Source organism: Jatrophihabitans sp. YIM 134969, from assembly GCF_054456675.1.
Genome location: NZ_JBTJEQ010000021.1, coordinates 48,433 through 63,567, shown reverse-complemented (window position 1 = coordinate 63,567; position 15,135 = coordinate 48,433). Strand labels below are relative to the sequence as shown.

The window sequence follows — 15,135 nt, the reverse complement described above, 5'->3', positions numbered from 1 at the left end:
TCTACTGCGGTGCGGACCCCGGGGCCCGCGCCGGTTCTTCCGGTGCTCGGAGGTGATCTGACGCCGCGTCCATGCCCCGGGCTCACACCGCCCCCGGGTCGCTCGTGCTGGGTCCGCGACGCCCGCTGTCCTCGTCGTCGCCCCGCCAGTCTATCCGGGTGGTGCACTCCCGTTCCGGCGTCGCCGTCGACCCCGATCAGTGGGCCGGTCGGCGGGCCGCGTGGAGGGGCGGCGACCGGGCACGTATCCTCCCCGCCCAACACGTGGCGCGTCGCGGCTCCGGCCGGGGCGCGCCACACGGTGCGTCCGACTGCGTGGTCGGGCTCGACGGCAGGGGTCTGGGATGGCAGCGGTGCCGCGCGGTGTCGGCAGGGCGCTCCGAGCTGTCGGGAAGCGGGTCGGACGCACCTCGGAAGCCTCCGGTTCCTCGGCCGGCACGACGGCTGCCGCGAAGAACGCTGCTCCGGCGAAGAAGACGGCGGCCCCCGCGAAGAAGGCGGCTCCGGTCAAGAAGGCCGCGGCCCCAGCCGAGAAGCCGGCGGCTCCCGCGAAGAAGGCGGCTCCCGCGAAGAAGGCGGCGGCTCCGGCCAAGAAGGCGGCGGCTCCGGCCAAGAAGGCGGCAGCTCCGGCCAAGAAGGCTCCTCCCGTGAAGAAGGCGGCCCCGGCGAAGAAGGCGGCCCCGGCGAAGAAGGCGGCCCCGGCGAAGAAGGCGGCCCCGGCGAAGAAGGCTCCTCCCGTGAAGAAGGCTGCCCCGGCGAAGAAGGCGGCCCCGGCGAAGAAGGCTGCCCCGGCGAAGAAGGCGGCTGTTCCCGCGGAGAAGGCGGCAGCCCCGGCCAAGAAGGCGGCTCCCGCGAAGAAGGGGGCCCCGGCCGAGAAGGCGGCAGCCCCGGCCGAGAAGTCGGCTCCGGCGAAGAAGGCAGCCCCGGCCGAGGAGGCAGCGACTCCCGCCACGCAGGCGGCGGCGCCGACCGAGACGGCAGCGGCTCCGGCGTCCAACACCGCGCCTACTGCGCCCACTGCGCCCGCGAAGCGGCCGTCGCCGTGGTCCGCGGCCGAACTGGCGGAGATCCGGGCCACCCTGGTCGCCCAGCGCGCGGAGATGCAGGACGACTACGACCACACCGTCGAGGAACTCGACACGCTGGCCCGCCAGGGCGCGGACCACGCGGGCGACGACCAGGCCGACGCCGGCGCCCGGACCTTCGAGCGCGAGCAGGAACTGTCGATCACGGCGAACCGCCTCGACCTCATCGAGCAGGTCGACCACGCCATCGAGCGCATCGACGCCGGCACCTACGGCTTCTGCGAGAACTGCGGCAAGCCCATCCCTAAGGAGCGGCTGCGGTTCCACCCGACCTCGACCCTCGACGTCGCCTGCAAGCAGCTGCAGGAGCGCCGCTGACCGCGGTTACGCCGCGCATCCCTGAAGCTCGACTCGAGGGTCAGGCGCCAGGCCCTCTCCCGATGGTCCGCTCGACCCGATACGAGGTTGCTCCGTTCTGTCGGTGCAACCTCGTATCGGCGCAGGTGGAGGTGGACCGCTGACCTCATCCGTGACCCTCGAGTTCAGGTCGAGGGTGCTCGCCCGCGGGTGGGCGCCCGGCGCGTGCGGGACACTGGACACGTGACCGACCGCGAGACCACGGACGCCGGGACCGGCGACGTTGCCACCCCCGCGACCGACCCGTCCGCGACCGACCCGTCCGCGACCGACCCGTCCGCGCCCGACCCGTCCGCGACCGACCGGTCCCTGGCCGACGGACCCGTGACCGGCTCGCGACCGACCCTCCGGCCGCGGCGCCTGGCCCTGTTCGGCGTCGTGGCCGCCGTCGCGCTGGCCCTCGACATCGTGAGCAAGGTCCTCGCGGTCGCCCAACTGTCCGACCGCGCACCGGTGCGCCTGCTCGGCGGCGCGCTCTACGTCCAGTTGGCCCGCAACCCCGGCGCCGCGTTCAGCCAGGGCACGGGGTTCACCGTCGTGATCACCGGCCTGGCCGTCGTCATCGTGGCCGTCATCCTCGTGACCGCTCGGCGGCTGCGTTCGCGCGGGTGGGCGATCGGCCTCGGGCTCGTCCTGGGGGGCGCGCTGGGCAACCTGGTCGACCGGTTGCTGCGCGCGCCGTCGCCGGGGAAGGGGCACGTCGTCGACTGGATCAGCGTGTTCGGGCCGAACGGCGAGCGGTACCCGATCTTCAACCTCGCCGACTCCGCGGTGTGCGTCGGCGCCGCCTTCATCGTCGTGCTGGCCATCCGCGGCATCGGCCTCGACGGCCGCCGCGCGGAGAAGAAGCCGAAGTCCTCGACGTGAGCACCCGGCTGCTGCCCGTCCCCGAGGGACTCGCCGGCCTGCGTCTCGACGTCGCGGTGTCCCGGCTGCTCGGCTACTCCCGCACGGCGGCGGGCGCCATGATCGACCGCGGCGACGTCGCCGTCGACGGCACCACCGGCTCCAAGTCCGACCGGGTCCTGCCCGGATCGTTGCTCGAGGTCACGATCGACGCCCCCGCCCCGCCGCCCCCACCCGAACCCGTGCCGGGCATGGCCATCGTGTTCGAGGACGACGACGTCGTCGTGGTGGCCAAGCCGGTCGGCGTGGCCGCGCACCCCAGCCCGGGCTGGACCGGGCCCACGGTCGTCGGTGCGCTCGCGGCCGCCGGCCACCGGGTGTCGACGTCCGGAGCCGAGGAACGGCAGGGCATCGTCCACCGCCTCGACGTCGGCACGACCGGCGCGATGGTCGTCGCCAAGAGCGAGATCGCCTACTCGGTGCTCAAGCAGGCCTTCCGCGAGCGCACCGTCGACAAGCGGTACCAGGCCGTCGTGCAGGGCCACCCGGACCCGTCGAGCGGCACCATCGACGCCCCGATCGACCGGCACCCGAACTCCGACTACAAGTTCGCGGTGGTCGAGGGCGGGCGCCCGAGCGTGACCCACTACGACACCGCCGAGGCGTTCCGCGGGGCCACGCTGCTCGACATCCACCTCGAGACCGGCCGCACCCACCAGATCCGGGTGCACATGTCGGCGATGCGGCACCCGTGCGTCGGCGACCTCACCTACGGCGCCGACCCGGTCCTCGCCCGCCACCTCGGCCTGACCCGGCAGTGGCTGCACGCGGCAACGCTCGGCTTCACCCACCCCACCACGGGTGAGTGGGTCGAGTTCACCGCGCCGCTCCCGGACGACCTGCAACACGCCTTGGACGTGCTCCGGGAGGAGAGCTCATGACGCGCCGCAAGCCGCCCGGGCTGAGCTACCGCAGCTGGGTCGACCAACAGGTCCGCGAGGCCGAGGCTCGGGGGTCGTTCGACAACCTGCCCGGCAAGGGCAAGCCGCTGCCGAACATCGACCGGCCCCAGAACGAACTCGAGTGGATCGCCGGCATGCTCAAGCGCGAGAACGTCGACGCCTCGATCCTGCTGCCGCCGTCGCTGCGGCTGCGCAAGGAGGTGCAGGACCTGCGCTCGACCCTCGCCGCCGAGCCGTCGGAGCCGAAGGTCCGCGCTCACGTCGAGGACCTCAACCAGCGCATCCGGGAGGCCCACCGCCGTCCGCAGGAGGGCCCGCCGCTGACGGTCATGAGCCAGGACGTCGAGTCCACCGTCGCCCGCTGGCGCGAGGACCGTGCCGAACTGCGCGCGGCCTACGAGGCCGACCGCGCCCGCCGGAGGGCCGAGACCCCGGCTCCTCAGCCCCGCCGCCACCACCGTTTCTTCCGGGTCGGCCGGGCGTGAACGTCGCGGACCACGCCGCGTAGGTCGGCGTTCGGGCGCGCCACCCGCTCGGCGGCGACAGCCGCGCAGTCCACGAGGTCGCCGTTGCCGAGCAGCACGGTGTCGCCGTCGCCCGCGGACGCCGTCGGGACGTCGGTCAGCAGGACGGCGGCGAGGTAGGACCCGACCTCCGACACCAGCCACGGCCGGTCGACGTCGTCGTAGCGCCAGGCCGAGAGCAACCCGTCGAGTTCGGCCAGCGACATCGCGTCGTCGCGCAGGACCAGTCCGTCGGCGCGGGCCGCGTCGCGCAGCCGGTCAGCGGAGCCAGGCACGGAGCGCGTCGTACACCCACGGGTGGTTCAGCAGGTGGAAGTGGTGCAGGCCGCCGAAGTGCAGGGTGTCGTCGGACGGCAACCGGCGGGTGGCGTGCCCGCGCGAGCCCGCGCTGTCGAACGTCACCAGCAGGTCGCCGGCGAGCCGACCGAACGCCGAGTCCGGTCGCGCGGCGAGCGTGACCCCGAGGGCGTGCACGGCGACGTCGTCGGGGAACGGGACGACGGTGCAACGGTCGGGCAGGTCGGCGTCGAGGTCGACCCCTTCCCAGTCGGCCGCGACCAGCGCACCGTGACGCAGGTCCTTCACCCCGACGCTGCGCCGCCGCAGGAAGTCCGCGAACGGGGCGGTCTGCGGCGTGCGGGCCAGGGCCGTCGAGGCCCGGTGCACGGTCCGTTCGAGCGGGGCACCGAGGTGCGGCGAACCGAGGAACACCATGTGGCGCAGCGATTCCAGCCACGCCTGCCCGCTCGCCTGGGCGACGGCGCTGCGCAGCACCAGCCCGCCCATGGAGTGCCCGACCAGCGCGATCTCGGTGACCGGCACCGGCCACCCGGTCACGACGGACTCGAACAGGTCGGCGATGTCACGACCGTTGTCGGAGACGTGCCGGCCGGTGTTGTAGGTGAGGTACAGCGGCGTCCAGCCCACGCCCGCCAACAGCGAGCCGTACGTGGTCGAGGGGTCGTCCCACTGCTTGGCCGCGCCCATGCGCCAACTCATGTCGCTCTCGCACAGGCCGTGGACGAAGACCACGACGCGCCCGGTGGCAGCAGTGAGGTCCGGTCCGAGCGCGGCGGGGTCGCGGCGCAGCGGGCCGTCCTCGGTGCGGAGCGCGAGCGGCGGCGCGAGGGAGCGGTGGTCCTGCTCGATCGTGTCCCCGAGGATGCCGCTGACGGCACTGAGGGTGAACCGGCCGCCGGGGGAGTCGTACGCGGGCGTCCCGCCGCCGCGGGCGGCCTGCACGCCGGCGCCGACCACGCCGGCGAGGGCGGGGACGGCCGTGAGTCCCACCGAGGTCGCGCCGTACGCGACGGCGCTGATGCCGTCGTGCAGGACCCGGACGGGCGCGGCGACCGGTCCGAGCGCGTCGAAGACCCGGTCGGAGGTGGCCCGGTGGACACCACGGGCGATCCGGCCGACGTCGGCCAGGGTGCGGCCGGTCAACCGGCCGGCGTCGAACACTTCGACCGGGCGCATACCCGCACGGTAGGCGGAGGGGGCACAATCGGGGAATGGTGCGGCCCACTCGCGGATTCGTCGGACGTCGTCGCCAGCGTGACCCCGATCACGCGTTACCCCCGGGGCAGTACGACGTCGGGGCCGACTGGCCCGTCCTCACCGCCGAGATCACCCCGAAGATCGCGCCGGAATCGTGGTCGATCAAGGTCGACGGCCTGGTCGACACCCCCATGACCTGGACCTGGGCGCAGGCCCATGGGCTGCCCGAGTCCGAGTACAGCGGCGCCATCCACTGCGTCACCACCTGGTCGAAGTTCGACACCCGCTTCCGGGGCGTGTCGGTCGACACGCTGCTCGAGGCCGCCGGGCCGCGCGCCGACGCCGCGTTCGTCATGGCGGGCTCGCACACCGGCTACACCACCAACCTCCCGCTCGACGACATCCGCGGCGGCAAGGCCTGGATCGTGTGGGAGTTCGACGGCCGCCCGCTCGCGCCCGAGCACGGCGGCCCGGTCCGACTGCTGGTGCCGCACCTGTACTTCTGGAAGAGCGCGAAGTGGGTGACCCGGTTGACGCTCATGGACCACGACGAGCAGGGCTTCTGGGAACGCAACGGCTACCACGACCGGGGCGACCCGTGGCAGGAACAGCGCTACCAGGGCGACTGATGGCGAGCCCGAGCACGGCCACCGCCTGGACCTTCGCGACCGTCACCGAGGTGCGCCCCAACGGCGCCCACGGGGTGTCCGTCCGCTTCGAGGTCCCCGACCGCACCGACCACCTGCCCGGCCAGCACTACGTGATCCGGCTGACCGCCGACGACGGCTACGTCGCCCAACGGTCGTACTCGATCGCCTCCGCGCCGTCCGAGCCCTACGTCGAACTCGGGATCGACGTGCTGCCCGACGGTGAGGTGTCCGGCTTCCTCGCCGAAGGCGTCGAGCCGGGCGACACCCTCGAGGTCCGCGGACCGATCGGCGGCTACTTCGTCTGGGACGGCTCACGTCCGGCCCTCGGCATCGGCGGCGGGTCCGGCGTCGTGCCGTTCGTGTCGATGTCCCGGTTCGCCGCGGCGGACCCGTCCGTCCCCGACGACCGCCTCGAGGTCGTCGTCGCGGCCCGCACCCCCGACGACCTGCTCTACGCCGACGAACTCGCGGCGTCCGGCGCCACGATGACCTGGTCACGCACCGACCGTCCGGGGCGGCCCGCCGGCCGGTTGAGCGGCGCCGACCTCGAGCCCCTGCTGCGCCCGGACCTGGCGGTGTTCGTCTGCGGCTCGGCCGTGTTCGCCGAGACCGTGAGCGGGTTGCTGCTGGGGCTCGGCGTCGCGGCGCGCGACGTCAAGATCGAACGGTTCGGCCCGACCGGCTGAACGGGAGCGTCCATGACCGACATCGCCGGGGACAGTGCGTGGGACCACCTGCGCCCCGAGGACCTCACCGCGCCGCTAGGTGAGCGCGACACCAACGCGCCGGGCGTACCCCGGCGGGCCGTCATCGTGGTGGGGGTCGACGGCTCGGAGACTGCCGGGCACGCCGGGGCGTACGCGGCCGGGATGGCGAGGCGTCTGAACGGCCTGCTGGTCTGTGTCTACGTCCACACCATCGGTGGTCTGAGCGCCGCGGCGCCGTCGGTGATCCCGGCGTTGCAGGAGGCGCAGCAGGACGTCGTGGCGAGCATCAAGCAGACGATCGCCGACGCCCAGAAGATCCCGTTCGAGCAGTTGGACATCGAGTTCGTCGAGCGCAACGGCAACCCGTTCAAGGAGATCGTGTCCGTGGCGACCGAACGGCGCGCCGACGCCGTCGTGGTCGGGGCGTCGATGCAGGCGGGTCACCGCCTGGTGGGCTCGCTCGCGGTGCACCTGGTGCGCGCGGCGCAGTGGCCGGTGACCGTCGTCCCGTAGCCGTGCGGGCGACGCTCAGTCGTCGTCCGAGCCGCCGCCGTGGCCGCCGCCCGAACCGCCGGACCCACCGGAGCTGCCGGAGTCGTCCGAGCCACCGCCCCCGGAACCCCCGCCGGAGCCACCGCTGCCGCCCGAACCGCCACCCGACGTGCTGGTCGAGGTGCTGGGCGACGTCGATCCGCCGGAACCCCCGCGCGAGCCGCCCGAGTCGTCGCCACCCCCGCTCGAGGTGGTCGCGCTCGGCGCCACCGAACCGTCGTCCGCGCCGTGGCCGCCCGAACCGCCCCCGTGGTCGTCGCCTCCGGAGCCGGACGACGACGTGGGGCGGGGCGAGGTGGGCGCGTCCGAACCGGACCGGTCGTCCGAGCCCAGCGTGAACACCGGCCGGCCAACACTGTTGCAGGTGACAACGATCTCGATCTTCTGGTCGCCACGCTCGAACTCGACCTCGGTGCCGTGGTGCGAGCTCCCGACCTCCCAGCCGTCGGCCTGGATCGCGCTGACCGAGGGCTCCTCGTACGGTCCGGCACAGGTGCCGAGGACGGCACCGCCGACCGTGACGTACCGCTGCGACGGACCCGCTGGTGCCGCGGTCGTCGACGTCGCCGTCGGCGTGGCCGAGGTGGTGGCGCCGGCGGCCAGTGACGGGCCGATGCCGTCGCCGAGCAGGGAGAGTGCCAGCAGGCCGACCGCGACGGCGACGCCGACGGCACCCACCCAGGCCAGGGCGTAGCGCAGCGGACGCGGAGGCAGGAGGGTCACGGGATCCAGGATGGGCCACCGACTCCCAACGTCACGCTAAGGCGAGCACAAGTCGGTCGTGACCGCGGTGCGGAGGGACCGCCCGCGCCGTTACCGTGCCAGCGTGCCGCACCTGCTCGTCGTCGAGGACGACCCCCGCATCCGGACCGGGTTGGTGCGCGCGCTCGGCGACCGCGGCCACTCGGTGTCGGCCGCCGAGACCGCGTTGTCCGGGCTGCAGCAGGCCGTCGAGCTCAAACCCGACCTCGTCGTGCTCGACCTGGGCCTGCCCGACCTCGACGGCGCCGAGATGCTGCGCATGCTGCGGGCCGTCAGCCGGGTGCCGGTCATCGTGGCCACCGCCCGCGACGAGGGGTCGACGATCGTCGCGGTGCTGGAGGCGGGGGCCGACGACTACGTCGTGAAACCCTTCGACGCCGACCAGCTCAACGCCCGCATCACCGCGGTGCTGCGTCGGGCGGCGCCGGCGGAGCAGGCGCAGGCGGCCCACGTCGTCGGCGGGCTGACCGTCGACCCGCGCACCCGCCGGGTCACGGTCGACGGCCGCGAGGTCGAGCTCAGTCCGAAGGAGTTCGACCTGCTGGCCTACCTCGCCGCCCGGGCGGGAACGGTCGTCAGCAAGCGGGAACTGCTGGCCGAGGTGTGGCGGCTGCCCTACGGCGGCGCCGACAAGACCGTCGACGTCCACCTGTCGTGGCTGCGCGCCAAACTCGGCGAGACGGCCGGGGAACCGCGCTACGTGCAGAGCGTGCGCGGGGTCGGTGTGCGCGTGGCCGAACCCCGATGAGGCGCCGCATCACCGCACTGGTCGCGGCGACGACCTCGGTGGTGCTGCTCGCGTTCCTCGTGCCGGCGGCCGTCCTGGTCATGCAGGTCGCCCGCGCCAACGGCGAGACGCGGGCGCAGACCGCGCTGCAGGGACTGGTGCCGCTCGTCGCCGTCGACGACGCCGGGATCGCCGACGCCGTCGACCGGGTGGCGGGCGACGGCTTCGCGGCGTGGGTCGTGGAGGACGCGCGGGTGGTCGCGGGCGCCGACCCGACCGGGGGGCGCCTCTCGGTCCCGCGGACGACCAACGCCGTCCTGCACGTCGACGAGGGCACGTTGTTCGTCCAGCCCGTGACCGTCCAGGGCGTGGTGCGCACGGTGTTCGTCCTCGCGCCGACCGCCGAGCTCACGCAGGGCGTGGTCCGGATCTGGGTCGTGCTCGGCGTGCTCGGGGTGCTGCTGTTCGCCGCCGCGCTGCTGGTGGCCGACCGCATCGCCCGCGGGATCGCCCGGCCGGTGGTGGAACTGGCGGGCGTCGCGGGGGAGTTGGAGGGCGGTGACCTCGCCGCGCGCGTCGACCCCGCCGGTCCGCGCGAGGTGCACGACGTCGGCGTGGCGCTCAACCGGCTGGCCCGACGCATCACCGACCTGCTCGCGGCCGAGCGCGAGGCCGCGGCCGACCTCTCGCACACCCTGCGCACCCCGGTCACCGCGCTGCGGTTGGAGGCCGGGTCGCTCGCCGACGACACCGAACGGGTGCGGATCCAGGGGGCCGTCGACGACCTCGACCGCGCCGTCGACGCCGTCATCCGCGAGGCCCGCCGCCCGGTGCTCGAGGACCTCGGCGAGGATCCCCGCGCCGACGCCGTCGAGGTGGTCCGCACCCGGTTGACGTTCTGGTCGGTGCTCGCCCGCGAGGAGGACCGGGCGGTGAGCTCGGACCTGCCGGACGCCCCGGTGTTCGTCCGGGTGGCCGCCCCCGAACTCGGGTCGACGCTGGACGCACTGCTCGGCAACGTCTTCGCCCACACCGCGCCGGGCACGGCGTTCGGGGTCGACGTGCGGGAGGTGGGCGACGCGGTCGAGGTGGTGGTGGGTGACGACGGCCCCGGCCTCGCCTCGGCCGACGTCCTCACGCGGGGGGAGTCCGGCGGCGGCTCGACCGGTCTCGGGCTCTCGATCGCCCGCCGCACCGCGGAGAACGCCGGGGGTGGGCTCACCCTGCGCCGTCGCCCGACAGGCGGGCTCGAGGTCGTCCTCACCCTCGCGCCCGCCTGACGCCCGCCCGCCGCGGTCTCGGCACCCGGGTGTCGCCCGCCCGCCTGGTGCAGCGGTCCGGCACCCGTGGCGGTGCGGGGGTCGAGCAGGGTCAGTCGTCGCTGCCGTGGCCGCCGCCGTGCGAGTCGTCGCCCGCGTCGTGGCCGGGGCCGTCGTCGTGCCCGCCGCGCCCGCTGTTCCCGCCCCGGTCGCCGCCCCGGTCGCCGCCCCGGTCGTCGGCGTGGTCGTCGTTCCCGTCGTGGGTCGGGCCGTCGTCGGCGCCGTGGCCACCGTGGCGGCGGCCGCGGTCGTCGGTGCCGGTCGCGGTCGGCGAGGCCGTGGGCGACGACGACGTCGGGGACCCGGTGGGGCTCGCCGAGGACGGCAGCGCCGTGGGGGAGTCGTCCGCGCCGTGGCCGCCGCGCTGACCGCCCCGGTCGTCGGTGCCGGTGGTCGAGGGTGACCCGGTGGGTGACGACGACGTGGTCGCGCTGATGCGTGTGGCGGGCGCGGCGTCGGCCGGGTCGGACGCCGCCACCGAGATGGCGGCGGCGGCACCGGCGCCGAGCAGCAGGCCGGCGGCGGTGACGGGGACGGCGAGGGCGCGGATGGTGACGTTCACGGTGGACCTCCGGAAGCGGTGTGACGTGCGTGCCGCCGGTCGGCGACGTGGTCAACCCTCCGTCGGCCGACGCCAAGCCCGCCTCGCCGCGATCCCAACGTTGCGCTAAGGCGTGCGGGAGGAACTGTCAGAGGTCCGTGGTCGACTCTTCGCATGGCTGAGATCGCGCTCTTCCACTCCGTGCTCGGCGTGCGCGACGGCGTGCGCGCGGCGGCCGACCTGCTCCGCGACGCCGGGCACGACGTCACGGTCGTCGACCAGTACGACGGTCGGGTGTTCGACGACTACGACCAGGCGAAGGCGTACGCCGAGGGGGAGCGGGGCTACCCGGCGCTGACGGCGGCGGCGCTGGCGGCGGTGGCGGACCGCCCGGACTCCCTCGTGGTGGCCGGCTTCTCCAACGGCGGCGCCATGGCCGAGTGGGTCGCCACCCACCGCCCGGTCGCCGCGGCGCTGCTGTTCTCCGGCGTCGTCCCCCTGGCCGACCTGACCGATCTCGAGCCGGGCCTGCGCTGGCCCGTCGGGGTCCCGGTCCAGACCCACTACGCACGCCACGATCCCTTCCTGCGCGAGGGGCGGGTCGAGGCGTTCACCGCCGAGGTCGAGGCGGCGGGTGGGGTGGTGGAGAGCCACTGGTACGAGGGTTCCGGTCACCTGTTCACCGACGCGTCGCTCCCGGCCGAGTACGAGCCCGAGGCCTCCGACCTGCAGTGGGAACGGGTGCTGGGGTTCCTCGAACGGCTCGGGCCGGACGGGTTGGAGGCGCTCGACGACGTCGTCTGACCCGGCCCGTGCCTCGACCTCCACCCGAGGTCCAGCGACACGCCACGCCACGTCCGCGCGACACGCCGAAGGCCACCTCGCGAGGGTGCAGAATCGACCACTCCGCCCCCCGCCGACAGCCACCGAACCCCGACCGCCCACATCCCAGATCTCCGACAGCAGAGGACCGCACGACTCCCGTGACCAGTTCGACCCCCTCACCCAGCGGCGCGGACGACTCGTTCGTCCACCTGCACGTCCACACCGAGTACTCGATGCTCGACGGTGCGGCCCGGGTGGGCGAGCTCATGGGCGAGACCGCGCGGATGGGCATGCCGGCGATCGCCATGACCGATCACGGCAACGTGTTCGGCGCCTACGACGTCTGGCGGCAGGCCACGGCGGCGGGCGTGAAGCCGATCATCGGCATGGAGGCCTACCTCACCCCGAACACCTCACGCTACGAACGCACCCGCGTGCGGTGGGCGAACGGCGGGGAGGACGACGTCTCCGGCGGTGGCGCGTTCACCCACATGACGCTGCTGGCCGAGAACAACCAGGGCATGCACAACCTGTTCCGGTTGGCGTCGCGCTCGTCGCTCGAGGGCTTCTTCTACAAGCCCCGCGCCGACCGGGAGCTGCTCTCGGAGTACGCCTCGGGCCTCATCGCCACCACCGGCTGCCCGTCGGGGGAGATCCAGACCTGGTTGCGCATCGGCAACTACCAGAAGGCGTTGGAGAGCGCGGCCGAGTTCCGCGACATCTTCGGGGCGGGGAACTTCTTCCTCGAGCTCATGGACCACGGCCTGGGCATCGAGACCCGCGTCCGCGAGGACCTGCTGCGCCTCGGCCGTGACCTCGGGCTGCCGATGGTCGCCACCAACGACCTGCACTACACCAAGGCCTCCGACGCCGACGCCCACGAGGTCCTGCTCTGCGTGCAGAGCGGCAAGACCATGGCGGACCCGAACCGCTTCCGGTTCGACGCCCGCGACTTCTACCTCAAGAGCCCGGCCGAGATGCGCTCGCTGTGGGCCGACAAGTACGACCTGCGCGAGGCGTGCGACAACACGCTGCTCATCGCCGAGCGGTGCGACGTCAGCTTCACCGAGGGCAACGGCACCTACATGCCGCGCTTCCCGGTGCCCGACGGTGAGAGTGAGACCTCCTGGTTCGTCAAGGAGGTCGAGCGGGGCATGCTCACCCGCTACCCGGCGGGCGTGCCCGAGGCCTCGCGCAAGCAGGCCGAGTACGAGGTCGGCGTCATCACCTCGATGGGGTTCCCGGGTTACTTCCTCGTCGTCGCGGACTTCATCCAGTGGGCCAAGGAGCACGGCATCCGGGTGGGTCCCGGACGTGGCTCGGGTGCGGGCTCGATCGTCGCCTACGCCATGGGCATCACCGACCTCGACCCGTTGCGGCACGGGCTGATCTTCGAGCGGTTCCTCAACCCCGACCGCGTGTCCATGCCCGACTTCGACGTCGACTTCGACGAGCGTCGCCGCGGCGAGGTCATGGCGTACGTCAGCGACAAGTACGGCGCCGACCGCGTCTCGCAGGTCGTCACCTACGGCACCATCAAGGCCAAGCAGGCCGTCAAGGACGCGTCCCGCGTGCTCGGCTACCCCTTCGCCATGGGCGACCGCATCACCAAGGTCATGCCCCCGCCGGTGATGGGCAAGGACGTCCCGCTCGCCAAGGTCTTCGACTCCACCCACGACCGCTACAACGAGGGTGGCGAGTTCCGCTCGCTGTACGAGCAGGACCCCGAGGTCAAGAAGGTCGTCGACACCGCGAAGGACCTCGAGGGCCTCAAGCGGCAGTGGGGCGTCCACGCCTGCGCCGTCATCATGTCCAGCGCCCCGCTGACCGACGTCATCCCGATCATGAAGCGGGAGCAGGACGGCGCGATCATCACGCAGTTCGACTACCCGACCTGCGAAGCGCTCGGCCTGCTCAAGATGGACTTCCTCGGCCTGCGCAACCTCACCGTCCTCGACGACGCCCTGCGCAACATCGAGGCCAACCGCGGCGAGAAGGTCGTCCTCGAGGACCTCGAACTGGACGACCCCAACACCTACGCCCTGCTCGCCCGCGGCGACACCCTCGGCGTGTTCCAGCTCGACGGTGGGCCGATGCGGGCCCTGCTGCGGTCGATGCGCCCGGACAAGTTCGAGGACATCTCGGCGGTCGGCGCGCTCTACCGCCCCGGTCCGATGGGCATGAACTCGCACAACGAGTACGCCGACCGCAAGAACGGCCGCAAGCCGGTCGAGGCGCTGCACCCCGAACTGGCCGAGCCGCTCGCGGAGATCCTCGGTGAGACCTACGGCCTGATCGTGTACCAGGAGCAGGTCATGGCCGTGGCCCAGAAGGTCGCGGGCTACTCCCTCGGTGCTGCGGACCTGCTGCGGCGGGCGATGGGCAAGAAGAAGAAGAAGGAACTCGACGCCCAGCGCGAGACCTTCGAGAACGGCATGCGCGAGCGCGGTTTCTCCACCGCAGCGATCACCAAGCTCTGGGACACCCTGCTGCCGTTCTCCGACTACGCGTTCAACAAGGCGCACTCGGCGGCGTACGGCGTCGTGTCGTACTGGACCGCCTACCTCAAGGCGAACTACCCGGCCGAGTACATGGCCGCGCTGCTCACCTCGACCAAGGACGACAAGGACAAGTCCGCGATCTACCTGGCCGAGTGCCGGCGCATGGGCATCACCGTGCTCCCGCCCGACGTCAACTCCTCGCAGGCCGAGTTCACCTCCGTCGGGGCGGACATCCGGTTCGGGCTGTCCGCGATCCGCAACGTCGGCGCCAACGTCGTGGCCTCGATCATCGCCACACGCGAGGCCAAGGGCGCCTTCGTCGACTTCCCGGACTACCTGCGCAAGGTCGACGCCGTCGCCTGCAACAAGCGGGTCGTCGAGGCGCTCATCAAGGCCGGGGCCTACGACTCGATGGGTCACCCGCGGTTCGGTCTCATCAAGGTCTACGAGCAGTCGATCGACGCCGTCCTCGACACCAAGAAGGCCGAGGCGATCGGGCAGTTCGACCTGTTCGCTGGGTTCGGTGGTGACGACGCCGCGGCGGGCGAGCCGGCGATCGACGACGCCTTCACCGTGGCGATCCCCGACGGCGAGTGGGACAAGACGGTCCTGCTGACCTTCGAGCGCGAGATGCTCGGGCTCTACGTCTCCGACCACCCGCTGTTCGGCGTCGAGCACGTCCTGGCCGCCGCGTCCGACACCACGATCGCCTCGTTGCAGAGTGCAGCGGACGACCCTGAGCTCGCCGCCGCCGAGGCGGGTGGCCGGGTCGACCGGCGTGGGGAGTTCGTGACGGTCGCGGGCATCCTGTCCGGCGTCAACCGCCGCACGACGAAGGCCGGGGCGCCGTGGGCGCAGTGCACCCTCGAGGACCTCTCCGGCGCGGTGGAGCTGCTGGTCTTTCCGCAGGCCTACGCCGAAGTGAGCATGCTGCTGGCCGAGGACGCGATCGTGGTGATCCGCGCCCGCACCGACCACCGTGACGACACCGTGAAACTCATCGTGAGCGAGGTCAGCGTCCCCGACCTCTCGGCCAAGGACGACCGCGGCCCGGTCAAGATCAAACTCCCGACGCAGTTGTGCACCGAACCGCGCGTCGAGCAGTTGAAGTCGGTGCTCGGCAGCCACCCCGGCACCACCGAGGTGATGCTGACGCTGGTCAACGGTGACCGCGAACGGCTGTTCAACCTCGACGACCGACTGCGCGTCACCCGGTCACCGGCGCTCATCAGCGACCTCAAGCACCTGCTCGGCGCCAGCAACGTCGCCTGACCGGTCCGT

At 72.8% G+C, this 15,135-nt stretch carries 15 protein-coding genes; 11 read left to right on the top strand and 4 right to left on the bottom strand.

What is annotated here, in order from left to right; genetic code table 11:
• Window positions 1-343 precede the first annotated feature (343 nt).
• The 4 genes from ACXR2U_RS12920 to ACXR2U_RS12905 all read left to right on the top strand — a co-directional run bounded on the left by ACXR2U_RS12920 (window position 344) and on the right by ACXR2U_RS12905 (window position 3,734).
• Window positions 344-1,402 (top strand): TraR/DksA family transcriptional regulator, encoded by a 1,059-nt coding sequence (locus ACXR2U_RS12920; RefSeq protein WP_458825452.1) that lies wholly within the window; start codon window positions 344-346, stop codon window positions 1,400-1,402.
• Between the two features lie 222 nt (window positions 1,403-1,624).
• A complete protein-coding gene (gene lspA, locus ACXR2U_RS12915) occupies window positions 1,625-2,308 on the top strand; it encodes a signal peptidase II (RefSeq protein WP_458825451.1) in 684 nt (227 codons plus the stop codon).
• Window positions 2,305-3,228, top strand: coding sequence for an RluA family pseudouridine synthase (locus tag ACXR2U_RS12910; RefSeq protein WP_458825450.1), 924 nt, complete (start codon window positions 2,305-2,307; stop codon window positions 3,226-3,228). Before lspA ends, ACXR2U_RS12910 begins: the two co-directional genes overlap by 4 nt.
• Complete coding sequence (locus tag ACXR2U_RS12905) at window positions 3,225-3,734, top strand: DnaJ family domain-containing protein (protein WP_458825449.1); 510 nt, start codon at window positions 3,225-3,227, stop codon at window positions 3,732-3,734. The genes ACXR2U_RS12910 and ACXR2U_RS12905 overlap by 4 nt, the downstream gene beginning before the upstream one ends.
• Here the strand turns inward: ACXR2U_RS12905 and ACXR2U_RS12900 are convergent.
• Together ACXR2U_RS12900 and ACXR2U_RS12895 are read right to left on the bottom strand one after the other, a co-directional pair.
• Window positions 3,689-4,048, bottom strand: coding sequence for a DUF6278 family protein (locus tag ACXR2U_RS12900; RefSeq protein WP_458825448.1), 360 nt, complete (start codon window positions 4,046-4,048; stop codon window positions 3,689-3,691). The genes ACXR2U_RS12905 and ACXR2U_RS12900 overlap by 46 nt on opposite strands.
• Window positions 4,032-5,249, bottom strand: coding sequence for an esterase/lipase family protein (locus tag ACXR2U_RS12895; RefSeq protein WP_458825447.1), 1,218 nt, complete (start codon window positions 5,247-5,249; stop codon window positions 4,032-4,034). The genes ACXR2U_RS12900 and ACXR2U_RS12895 overlap by 17 nt, the downstream gene beginning before the upstream one ends.
• Window positions 5,250-5,284: 35 nt before the next feature.
• On the opposite strand from ACXR2U_RS12895, the gene ACXR2U_RS12890 reads away from it, so the two are divergent.
• From ACXR2U_RS12890 to ACXR2U_RS12880, 3 genes are read left to right on the top strand one after another with little or no spacing between them, the layout of a single operon-like run.
• Window positions 5,285-5,899, top strand: coding sequence for a sulfite oxidase-like oxidoreductase (locus ACXR2U_RS12890; RefSeq protein WP_458825446.1), 615 nt, complete (start codon window positions 5,285-5,287; stop codon window positions 5,897-5,899).
• Complete coding sequence (locus ACXR2U_RS12885) at window positions 5,899-6,606, top strand: FAD-binding oxidoreductase (protein ID WP_458825445.1); 708 nt, start codon at window positions 5,899-5,901, stop codon at window positions 6,604-6,606. Before ACXR2U_RS12890 ends, ACXR2U_RS12885 begins: the two co-directional genes overlap by 1 nt.
• A 12-nt stretch (window positions 6,607-6,618) precedes the next feature.
• The gene (locus ACXR2U_RS12880; RefSeq protein ID WP_458825444.1) at window positions 6,619-7,140 is read left to right on the top strand and encodes a universal stress protein; all 522 of its coding nucleotides are present in this window, start codon (window positions 6,619-6,621) and stop codon (window positions 7,138-7,140) included.
• A 15-nt stretch (window positions 7,141-7,155) separates the two neighbouring features.
• Here the strand turns inward: ACXR2U_RS12880 and ACXR2U_RS12875 are convergent, their stop codons facing one another.
• Window positions 7,156-7,902 carry a hypothetical protein gene (locus ACXR2U_RS12875; protein WP_458825443.1) on the bottom strand — a complete coding sequence of 249 codons (747 nt, stop codon included), beginning with the start codon at window positions 7,900-7,902 and terminating at the stop codon, window positions 7,156-7,158.
• A gap of 103 nt (window positions 7,903-8,005) precedes the next feature.
• On the opposite strand from ACXR2U_RS12875, the gene ACXR2U_RS12870 reads away from it, so the two are divergent.
• Window positions 8,006-8,689 (top strand): response regulator transcription factor, encoded by a 684-nt coding sequence (locus tag ACXR2U_RS12870; RefSeq protein WP_458825442.1) that lies wholly within the window; start codon window positions 8,006-8,008, stop codon window positions 8,687-8,689.
• A complete protein-coding gene (locus tag ACXR2U_RS12865; RefSeq protein WP_458825441.1) occupies window positions 8,686-9,948 on the top strand; it encodes a HAMP domain-containing sensor histidine kinase in 1,263 nt (420 codons plus the stop codon). Before ACXR2U_RS12870 ends, ACXR2U_RS12865 begins: the two co-directional genes overlap by 4 nt.
• Before the next feature lie 91 nt (window positions 9,949-10,039).
• On the opposite strand, the gene ACXR2U_RS12860 is transcribed toward ACXR2U_RS12865, so the two are convergent.
• Complete coding sequence (locus ACXR2U_RS12860; protein ID WP_458825440.1) at window positions 10,040-10,549, bottom strand: hypothetical protein; 510 nt, start codon at window positions 10,547-10,549, stop codon at window positions 10,040-10,042.
• Window positions 10,550-10,702: 153 nt separating this feature from the next.
• On the opposite strand from ACXR2U_RS12860, the gene ACXR2U_RS12855 reads away from it, so the two are divergent.
• Together ACXR2U_RS12855 and dnaE are read left to right on the top strand one after the other, a co-directional pair.
• Window positions 10,703-11,332 carry a dienelactone hydrolase family protein gene (locus ACXR2U_RS12855; RefSeq protein ID WP_458825439.1) on the top strand — a complete coding sequence of 210 codons (630 nt, stop codon included), beginning with the start codon at window positions 10,703-10,705 and terminating at the stop codon, window positions 11,330-11,332.
• A 179-nt stretch (window positions 11,333-11,511) separates the two neighbouring features.
• Window positions 11,512-15,126, top strand: coding sequence for a DNA polymerase III subunit alpha (gene dnaE, locus ACXR2U_RS12850; RefSeq protein ID WP_458825438.1), 3,615 nt, complete (start codon window positions 11,512-11,514; stop codon window positions 15,124-15,126).
• Window positions 15,127-15,135 lie beyond the last annotated feature (9 nt).